The following is a 7,324-nucleotide window of genomic DNA, read 5'->3' as shown; positions in this document are numbered from 1 at the left end:
AGCCGGGCGGCGGACAGCGCGAATCGTTGTCCGCCGCTGTCGATCAGCTGGGCCGAGCCCGCGACCAGGGTGACCGGCTCGTCGAGTTGCAGCCGCAGCTCACCCGGCGCTGTGTCGACATGGGTTCCCGATTCCGGTGTCGTCGACACCAGCACGGCGTGCGCGGAGGCGGCGCCGGCCGCCCACACCGGCGCCACGATCGCGACGAGCAGGACGAACCAGCACCGCAGCGCCCCCCTAGGATCGAGGCTCACGATCGCGCCGCAATGCCAGTGTCGCCGCCGCACCCGCCGCGACCGCGAGCAGCAGCGCCACCACCGACAGTGCCTGCCACCATCCGCTCGGCGATGATTCGCCCCCGTCGTGCAGGGCGGCGTCGTCGTGCCGATCCGGTGACGTGTTCGCCGCCGATACGGCATGACCGCCGTCGTCGGAATGTCCGGCGGCGGTCGCGGTCACCGGCACGACGGGCGCCGGATGTTCGGGCTCGCTGGACTTGTCGACGGCCGTCTCGTTCCACGACACCACCGAACCGTCGGAATACCGCTGATCGGACGGCAGCGCGACCGAATCCACAGCCTTCGGCCACGGGCCCGCCGAGAACGAGAATTCGCGATACTGCGTAGTGCCGAAACCGTCGGACGGGGTATTCGCGTTCCACACGATCTTGGTCACCCGACCGGCGGCCTGATCCCGTTCGATCGACGCCGTCCAGCCCGGAATGGGCTGTGTCCGTGCCGATTTCAGATCCACACCGGCAGGGATGGTGACGGTGAGCCCGACCGTATTCGCCGTGGCGGATTCACCGGGCACGATCAGGTGGACGACTCCGTAGCCGCCCTTGGTCACCGGTGTGCCGTCGGATTGCACGTGCGCCGCGGCCGGAGCCGCGTATGCCACCAGCGGCACCGCGGCCGCGATCGCCGCCGCGCTCCAACGCCGGACGAGGTGCCTCCGTACGGGCGCACGCCACTCGCGAATGTCGCTGTCTGCCATCGTTTTCCTTGTATGTAGAGGTTTCGGCGTATGGATTTCGGCCCGGCATTCCGAACGACGTCACTTGGCGCCCGCGGCGGCCACGGCGATATCCGCGCCCCCGTATTTCGTCGCCAGGAACTGGGCCAGCCGGGGGCTCTCCAGCGCGTGGGTCAATTCCAGCACCCGCTGGTCGCCCGCCAGCCGTGACGGCGCGACAAGCACATGCGCATAAGGGTTTTCGGGCCCCGGCTCGATCGCGAGCGCGTCCTTCGCCGGTTGCAGCCCCAACGATGCGGCCTGCTCGGGACTGAGGACCACCGCGTCGTAGCTCTGATAGATGGATCGGAGATCCTGGTCGAAACTCAACGGCAGCAACGACAGATGCCGTGCCGAGTCGCGCACGTTCGCTTGACCGATCGTCAGATCCGCCGCCGAGGTGCCGCCGAACGGACGATCCAGCGTCACCAGGCCCGCACTCTGCAGCAGGTAGAGCCCGCGCGCGAAACCGGTGGGCGTCGCGGGCAGCGCCACCTGGGCGCCGTGCGGCAGACTCACCCCGGCGACCTGGTCCTGCACCAATCCCACGTGTACCCAGTCGGTGGTGTTTTTCAGATCGCGCCACTTCGAGGAGTACACCGCGTAGGGCACCACGTTCACCTTCGACACGATGCTCAGATTCGTATAGGAATTCTTCTGGCTGTCGGCCTCGAACGCCGGAATGTGCTGGAAGTAGGAAAGATCGCCCGTGCCGGCGGCGATACGGGCATTGGCGTCGCCGGTCGCGTCGACCGGTTTCACCTTCACCGAATCCGGCAGCAGGTTGTGGATCGCGTAATCGAGGATTTCCCGATCGTCGCCGCGGTCGACGTACACGACCAGCGCATTCTCGTCGTCAGCGGCAGGTTCGTAGCTGACCTTCGTCGCCGACCCGCATCCGGCCGCAGCGGCAGGCACGAGAAGAAGCGAGGCGACGACCGTCGCGATTCTGCGCCGAACCGGAGCCCGCATCGCTGCGGGCGGCCGGCGCCGATCTGTCCTGTGCATCCGAGTACTTTCCGCGCTATTTGCTCGTCAATCCCCGCTGCCAGGAGGTAACTCGCCACTCGACGACGGTCAGAATCGCATTGACGATGATTCCGACCAGACCGAGGGCGAATATTCCGGCATACATCTGCGGGGTCTGATACCGCAGCGAGGCGGTGTTGATGTAGATGCCGATCCCCTGCGCTCCGCCGACGAGTTCGGCCGCGACGAGGGCGGTGAATGCGTTGGCGGCTGCCAGCCGGATGCCGGGGAAGATCGCCGGGAACGCGGCCGGCAGCACGACCTGGGTGAAGATGTAGAACCGTCCGGCACCGAGTGTCCGTGCCGCGTTCAGCAGCAGCCGCTCGACCCCGCTCACCGCACTCACCGCGTTGACGAAGATCGGCCAGAAGCAGGCCCACACCACGATCGCGATCTTCGACTCCTCGCCGATGCCGAAGAACAGCACGAAGACCGGCAGCAGCGCCAGCAGCGACAGGTTGCGGAAGAACAGCAGGACCGGCTCGGCGAGTTTCTGGAAGATCCGGAACGATCCGACCAGGATGCCCAGGGCGACGCCCAGTACCAGCGCGATCACGAATCCGATCACCGCGCGCTGCACACTGGGCCAGATCTGGCTGCCCAGGGTACCGTCGCTCAATCCGTCGACGAACGCCCGGAATGTGTCCTGTGGTGTCGACAGGTACTGATCGCTGACCTGGCCGCTGGCGACCACCCACCACCACAGCAGCAGGAACAGCCCGAGACCGATGACGCCGTAGAGGAGCCGGTCGAATTTCGCGAGCCACGGATTGGGCGCCTTGGGCGGGACGAGATCCCGATCGGTCGGCGCCTCCGAATCACGCAGCGGCTCACTGATCGTCGTTGCCAATGCGCACCTCCTCCTCGAGGATCCGCGCGACGCGCGAACGGATGTGCACGAAATCTTCGGAACTGCGCACCGCGGCATCGCGCGGACGCGGCAGCTCGACATCCAGTACCGCCTTCACGCGGCCCGGCGCCCGCGTCATGACCGCGATCCGGTCGGAGAGGAAGATCGCCTCGTCGATCGAGTGGGTGACGAACAGGACCGTCTTCTTCGTGGCTCCGGACTCCCAGATGCGCAGCAGTTCGCTCTGCAGGAATTCGCGGGTCTGGGCGTCCAGAGCCGCGAACGGCTCGTCGAAGACCAGTACCTCGGGTTCGTAGGCGAGCACGCGCGCGATCGCGACGCGCTGGCGCATACCACCGGACAGCTGATGGGGCAGCCGATGTGCGGCCGATTCCAAGCCCACCGTCCGCAGCACCTGCGCCGCCCGCTCCCGCCGTTCGGCCTTCGCGACGCCGCGGACCTTGAGACCGACCTCGACGTTCTTCTGCGCCGACAGCCACGGGAACAACGCATACCCTTGGAATACGACGCCCACATTCTTGTTGACGCCCTCGACCCGCTTACCGTCGACGAAAACCGCTCCCCCGTTGTAGGTTTCGAGGCCGGCCAGGATGTTCAGGAAGGTCGACTTCCCGCATCCACTGGGGCCCAGCAGCGAGACGAACTCCCCGCTGCCGATCCGTAGATCGAATCCGTCCAGGACGGTGGTCGCCTCCTTCGCGCGCCGATCGGTGCGCGGGTAGAGCTTGCCGACACTCTTCGCCTCGATCTTCCACGCGGTGGGCGCGGGCCGCGGCGGATCCTTTTCCACTTGCTCGACGAGCACTTGCTGACTCATGACATTCGACTTCTCTGTGGGACGAATAATGGACTGGACAACGCCCGATCACTTCTCGGCGCCGGCGATCTCCACGAGATCGGTTTTCAACACCTTGCTGTTCTGCTCGGTGTCGAGAATCGTGGTGTTCTGCTCCTGGGATTCGAGCAGATCAGCCGATTTCGCATAGGGATTGAAGGCGTTGGTCGCGATGTCCTCGGGCTTCAGCTTCTCCGAGCCGGGCAGCGGTTTGCCCACATCCCGGACGAGGTCCCACCACAACTGCAGGCTCGCCTTGTCGAGCAGGGCGTTGGGCGCGTAATGCCAGTTGGTGGTCTGCTCCACCGGATAGCCGGTGGTCTTACCCGCGATCTCCGCGGATTCCTTGGGATGGGCGTTGGCCCAGTTCGCGGTCTTGGCGATGATGCCGACGAATTCCCGTGCCGCGGCCGGGTTCTTCTGCAGCCACGCGTTGCTCGCGACATACGGCGCCTGGCCGCCCTGCGGGCCCCAGTCGTCGAAGGAGGTGAACGCCTCGGCGAACTTGTCCGGCTTGCTCAACAGAACACCGACCAGCGGCGGATGGAACACGCCGAGATCGACCTCACCCTTTTCGATGGCCGGCGGTATCAGTTCCTCCTTGAGCTGAAGGAATTTCACCTTGCTCAGGTCGACGCCGTTGTTCTTCAGATACTGCTTGATCACCAGATCGACACAGCTGTTGGTCGCCGAGATACCGACCGTCCTGCCCTCGAGGGCCTTCAGGTTGTTCTTGGTGATATCCGAACCGGCCTTGGTGAAGTAGGCCATATGCGGTTCGTTCGGCAAATCGAGCATGCTGGACGCGATGGCGGTGAACTTGAAGTCCTTCACCTTCCCGTCGATGTCGCCGTTGAACATGCCGGTCGCGATATCGATCTTGTTCTGATCGAGCAGCTGCACCGCGGGTACGGCGGTGGCCGGTCCCACGTATTTCGGCTTCACCCCGGCGTGGTCCCAGTACCCCAGCTCGTCGGCGATCCTGACCAGCGACAGGGCGGTGGGCGAGTTGGCGAAGCGGAAATACACCACGCCGTTGTCTTTTCCGAGACCACATCCGGCCAGCAGCGCAGGGACGGCGAGGAACGCCACCGACAACGCCGTCAATTTTCCGAGCAGCCGTCTGCCGCCGATTCTGCTCACGGTCGCACCTCACGATGCGTTGTTCTGCCGCTCACGATATTTACCTCTCCAGCGCTGGGCCCGGCTACCGTCCTCATCCGGATTGCCACTCCGGGGAATTGATATGGTTCAGAACGTAAGCCCCCCAACGGTTTCTACCTACGAAAAAATTCAGCCTGAGCCCAGCTGCGGCGAACGAGAAATGTGAAGTATTTCTTGACGGAAACGCCGAGAACCTCGTAGCAGAAATTGTCGATGCCGTGAATCCGGCGGACGCGCGGACCTCGAATCTGCGGGAATTTTTATTCGGCAGTATCGATTCGTACCAGGTCGGACGGCGCCCAGGGCCGCGGATCCGCTCGCATGAACGATCCGCTCGCACCGGCCGGGCCGATAATTTCGCTCGAAGGATGCCGGTCGCCGCCTGCCCGGCGGCTGCGTCCTCGATAGAGACAGGAAGGGACGCAGTGACATTCGCGAAGACAGGAACCGACCACCCGCTCGTCGCGAAGGTGCGCGACTATGCCGACACCGTGCTGCGACCGCGGGCCCTCGCGACCGATCGCGATGGCGTCGACACCGCGCACATCGAGGAACTCGCGGCGCTCGGGCTGCTCAACCACACCGCCCCGCCGCGCTACGGCGGCGCCGGCGTCGACCGTGAAACAGATCGCCAGGTGCACGAGATCATCGCCGGCGCGTGCTTCAACACCTGGCTGGTCTGGGCCCAGCACGCCTCGCTCTCGGAGCGGATCAGCACGCTGGAAGCGACCGGCGCGCCGATACCCCCACTCGCACAACGCATTCTGCGCGGCGAGTTGCTGCTGGGCGCCGGGGTCAGCGATGTGCGGCGATATCCCGACCACTACATCGCGGCGCGAAAAGCCGAGGGCGGCTGGATATTCGACGGGACCGTGTCGTGGGTCAGCGGCTGGGGCCTCAACTCGGCGCTGACCGTCGCCGCGGTGGAGAAGGACACCGAAACCGTCGTCACCGCACTCGTCCCGGTGGACGATCGCCTGCACAGCGCCGGCCCGCTGGCGCTCGGCGCGGTCGCCGGCAGCCGCACGGCGCGGGTGGCGCTCCGCGACGTTTTCGTGCCCGAGGAGAATGTGCTGACCACCGAATCCATCGAACGAGCGCGCTTCCTCGACCAGGGCGTCTCCAACGACGCCCGCGCCCAGCATTTCGGCTTGGCCGACACCGTATTGCGCGAATTGGAACTGACGCCGGAGCAACCGGCGCAACAGGTGGCGGCGGTGTGGCGACCGCGGTTCGACCAGCTGCGAACCACAGCCTACGACTTGTCCGACGAGGCGCGCACGCACGGCGGTGGGGCCTACCGGGCCGAGGATCGTCTCGCCGTGAAAGTCGCTGTCGGCGAAGCACTGTCGGCGATCACCCGTGCCCTGCTGATCGCCCGCTCCGGCCGCGGGCTGGCCGGCGACGACACCGCACAGCTCTACGCGCGCACGGCCCTGTTCCTCCTGGTGCAAGGTCAGTCCGCCGATGTGCGGCGAGCTCAGCTCGCCGAACTCACCGCATAGCCACCCCTCCGGAAAGGACTCGCCATGTCCACACTTACCGATGTGGTCATCAGCGCCACCCAATTGCGTGACCAGTATCCGACCTGCGGACGTTCTGTGACGCTGTTGGAAGTGCATCGCGAACCGCCCGTCGACGCGGCGCCTCGTCTGCCGGGTGCGCATGTGGTGTCGCTGACCGCCGATCTGGTCGGGCCCACATCGCCCGGGTCGGGGGCGTTTCCGCTGCCGACCGAGGAACAGATCCAGAATGCCGTGTGGCGCTGGGGAATCGACGCCGACACTCTCGTGGTGGTGTACAGCCGCGAGGTCCCCGCACTCGCCGCGCGGGCATGGTGGACCCTGCGCTGGGCGGGGGTGCCGGATGTGCGGTACCTCGACGGCGGTCTGGCCGCCTGGGTCGCGGCCGGCGGGGACGTCGGGGATCAGGCGCCGCCGGCACGCACCGGTTCGTTCGTCGTCACCCTCGGCTCGCTGCCGGTACTCGACACCGAAGCGGCGGGCGCGCTGGCCCGCTCGGGTGTCCTCCTCGACGCTCGTGACCGTGCGGGCTATTCCGGCGCCTCCGGCGGCGGGCACATCCCGGGCGCGGTGCATCTTCCCGCGGCCCGCAATATCGGGCCGGACGGGTTGTTGCGCGCCCCGGAGGCATTGCGCACCGAATACCGGGGCGCGGGCGAATCCGGCGACCGGACGCAGTGGGGCGCCTACTGCGGCGGCGGCACCGCGGCCACCCTGGATGTGCTGGCGCTGGCGACGCTCGGCGTCGAGGCCGCACTCTATCCCGGCTCTTTCTCGGCGTGGAGTTCCGATTCCACCCGCCCGGTGGCGAGCGGGGACGAGCCGGGCTGACGGGGCGCTCGACGCCACCGCCGCCCGGCTCCCCCGCACCACGCTGCGGAGACGCGT

The 7,324-nt window shown here is 66.5% G+C and carries 8 protein-coding genes; 2 read left to right on the top strand and 6 right to left on the bottom strand.

Annotation, left to right across the window (positions count from 1 at the left end; genetic code table 11):
- The 6 genes from ON23_RS28840 to ON23_RS28815 form a co-directional block, all read right to left on the bottom strand.
- Positions 1-254, bottom strand: a 254-nt coding sequence (locus tag ON23_RS28840) for a copper resistance protein CopC (RefSeq protein WP_245556170.1), incomplete at its 3' end; no start/stop codon positions are given.
- Positions 238-996: a YcnI family copper-binding membrane protein gene (locus ON23_RS28835; RefSeq protein WP_051043513.1), complete on the bottom strand. Its 759-nt coding sequence runs from the start codon at positions 994-996 to the stop codon at positions 238-240. The genes ON23_RS28835 and ON23_RS28840, both read right to left, overlap by 17 nt.
- Positions 997-1,056: 60 nt before the next feature.
- Complete coding sequence (locus ON23_RS28830; RefSeq protein WP_223273861.1) at positions 1,057-1,932, bottom strand: MetQ/NlpA family ABC transporter substrate-binding protein; 876 nt, start codon at positions 1,930-1,932, stop codon at positions 1,057-1,059.
- Positions 1,933-2,038: 106 nt separating this feature from the next.
- Positions 2,039-2,893: an ABC transporter permease gene (locus ON23_RS28825; protein WP_039782140.1), complete on the bottom strand. Its 855-nt coding sequence runs from the start codon at positions 2,891-2,893 to the stop codon at positions 2,039-2,041.
- Positions 2,874-3,731 carry an ABC transporter ATP-binding protein gene (locus ON23_RS28820; RefSeq protein ID WP_039782139.1) on the bottom strand — a complete coding sequence of 286 codons (858 nt, stop codon included), beginning with the start codon at positions 3,729-3,731 and terminating at the stop codon, positions 2,874-2,876. Before ON23_RS28820 ends, ON23_RS28825 begins: the two co-directional genes overlap by 20 nt.
- A 48-nt stretch (positions 3,732-3,779) precedes the next feature.
- Positions 3,780-4,892: an ABC transporter substrate-binding protein gene (locus ON23_RS28815; protein ID WP_223273862.1), complete on the bottom strand. Its 1,113-nt coding sequence runs from the start codon at positions 4,890-4,892 to the stop codon at positions 3,780-3,782.
- Between the two features lie 446 nt (positions 4,893-5,338).
- Between ON23_RS28815 and ON23_RS28810 the strand changes: the two genes are divergently transcribed.
- Both ON23_RS28810 and ON23_RS28805 read left to right on the top strand, forming a co-directional pair.
- Positions 5,339-6,418 (top strand): acyl-CoA dehydrogenase family protein, encoded by a 1,080-nt coding sequence (locus ON23_RS28810; RefSeq protein WP_223273863.1) that lies wholly within the window; start codon positions 5,339-5,341, stop codon positions 6,416-6,418.
- A 24-nt stretch (positions 6,419-6,442) separates the two neighbouring features.
- Positions 6,443-7,267, top strand: coding sequence for a sulfurtransferase (locus ON23_RS28805; RefSeq protein ID WP_083904298.1), 825 nt, complete (start codon positions 6,443-6,445; stop codon positions 7,265-7,267).
- The last annotated feature ends 57 nt before the right edge of the window (positions 7,268-7,324 follow it).

It is taken from the genome of Nocardia cerradoensis NBRC 101014 (assembly GCF_000308535.1).
Lineage (GTDB): Bacteria > Actinomycetota > Actinomycetes > Mycobacteriales > Mycobacteriaceae > Nocardia > Nocardia cerradoensis.
This window is presented reverse-complemented; position numbering and strand designations above follow the sequence as displayed.

Excerpts from the sequence above, each read along its gene's own strand:
- ON23_RS28835 (WP_051043513.1), bottom strand. The coding sequence starts at position 996 with ATGGCAGACAGCGACATTCGCGAGTGGCGTGCGCCCGTACGGAGGCAC.
- ON23_RS28820 (WP_039782139.1), bottom strand. The coding sequence starts at position 3,731 with ATGAGTCAGCAAGTGCTCGTCGAGCAAGTGGAAAAGGATCCGCCGCGG.
- ON23_RS28805 (WP_083904298.1), top strand. The coding sequence starts at position 6,443 with ATGTCCACACTTACCGATGTGGTCATCAGCGCCACCCAATTGCGTGAC.